This window comes from Acinetobacter sp. NS-4 (genome assembly GCF_037402435.1).
In the GTDB taxonomy this organism is placed as follows: Bacteria; Pseudomonadota; Gammaproteobacteria; order Pseudomonadales; family Moraxellaceae; genus Acinetobacter.
The window spans coordinates 1-1242 of sequence record NZ_JBBEUE010000042.1; the positions used below are offsets into that span (position 1 = coordinate 1).

The following is a 1242-nucleotide window of genomic DNA, read 5'->3' on the forward strand; positions in this document are numbered from 1 at the left end:
AAGTGTACTGCGTCATGGTCGATTTGCTCCGGTATTTAAGGCAGTCAAAACTCAGGTGCTCAAGATGGATATTCTTAAGAGTAAATTTAATTTCTTGTAAAAATTTATATAAAAACACACGCTGTTGTCCATATTTCTTGTTTAAATTCAGCTACTTTTTATGAGTATGCCTTTAGAGGTATAGGTAAAATTGGCCAGCCATCGCAGTATTAAAATCAGCCGCATGCTGAGCTGATCCGGCATAAAACTCAATTCAGGGAGTCAATACAGATGGCATGGATGGTTTTAGTTCTGGCCGGTATTTTTGAGATTATCTGGGCCTATTCCATGAAACTTTCAGCCGGTTTTAGCAAGCCGCTCCCCACCTTCATGACGGTGGTTTTCGTGATTTTAAGTTTTCTGCTGTTGAGCTATGCCATGCGTACGCTGCCTTTAGGCACGGCCTATACCATTTGGTCGGGCATTGGTGTGGTCGGGGCATTTTTGCTGGGCATCTTGATCTTAGGCGAGCAGGCCACCTTTATGCGTATTTTAGCCGCCGTTCTGATTACGGCTGGACTGCTATTGATGAAATTATCCGAGCCCTCCTGATCTGCAATTTGGTGCAGACCATCAAGCAAATGCGCAATTTTAATGCATAAAATATTCATAACAGGAATAAATACCAGATTTAGCCGGCATCAAACAGGACAAATCGGTTATTGGCAAACTTGGCGCGGTATTTGCTTTTTATCAATTGAACTTTGTAAAAGGAGAATGCGATGAGCTATCCGGAACACTTTGTGATTAAGAAAATTCGCTTATTAACACCGACCACCTGTGAGGTGTATATGCTGAATATGAACAAGAAGTTTATGAAAGGCTGGCTGATTCGATGCAATCACGGTCTGGTTCAGCAGTTTCATGAACAGATGAATAATTTGATGCAGTCTGCCCAGCCTTTTCAGGCATTGTTGCAGCTGAAGCAGTTTCATCGGGTAGAGGTTTTATGTTAAGCCAAATCTAGCCAGCAGGAGATTAATTTCCTGCTGGTGCTTTCGCACATCTTAATAAAAATCAATAATTTAAAAAACTTTCCTAAAAATAAAAAAACTTTCCTAAAGCCGTAGACGGCTGAAAAAAAATCCTATATAAATTCTCACAGAGAAAATAATTTTCCTAAAGAGAAAATTAAACATCGCATAGAAACTCATTTTAAAGATTGAGAATTTATAGGAAGCACCCCTATGCCCCAGAACGCTC

2 protein-coding genes are annotated in these 1242 nt (G+C 40.2%); both read left to right on the top strand.

From position 1 onward, the window contains the following. Positions 1–264: 264 nt before the first annotated feature. Entirely contained in the window at positions 265–591 is a 327-nt protein-coding gene (locus WAE57_RS15745) for a multidrug efflux SMR transporter (protein ID WP_337711297.1), read from the top strand. Positions 592–761: 170 nt separating this feature from the next. After that, the gene (locus WAE57_RS15750) at positions 762–995 is read left to right on the top strand and encodes a hypothetical protein (RefSeq protein WP_237788591.1); all 234 of its coding nucleotides are present in this window, start codon (positions 762–764) and stop codon (positions 993–995) included. Positions 996–1242: the final 247 nt, after the last annotated feature.

What these genes read in the sequence shown, in the direction of transcription:
- WAE57_RS15750 (WP_237788591.1), top strand. Translation starts at nt 762, where the DNA reads ATGAGCTATCCGGAACACTTTGTGATTAAGAAAATTCGCTTATTAACA.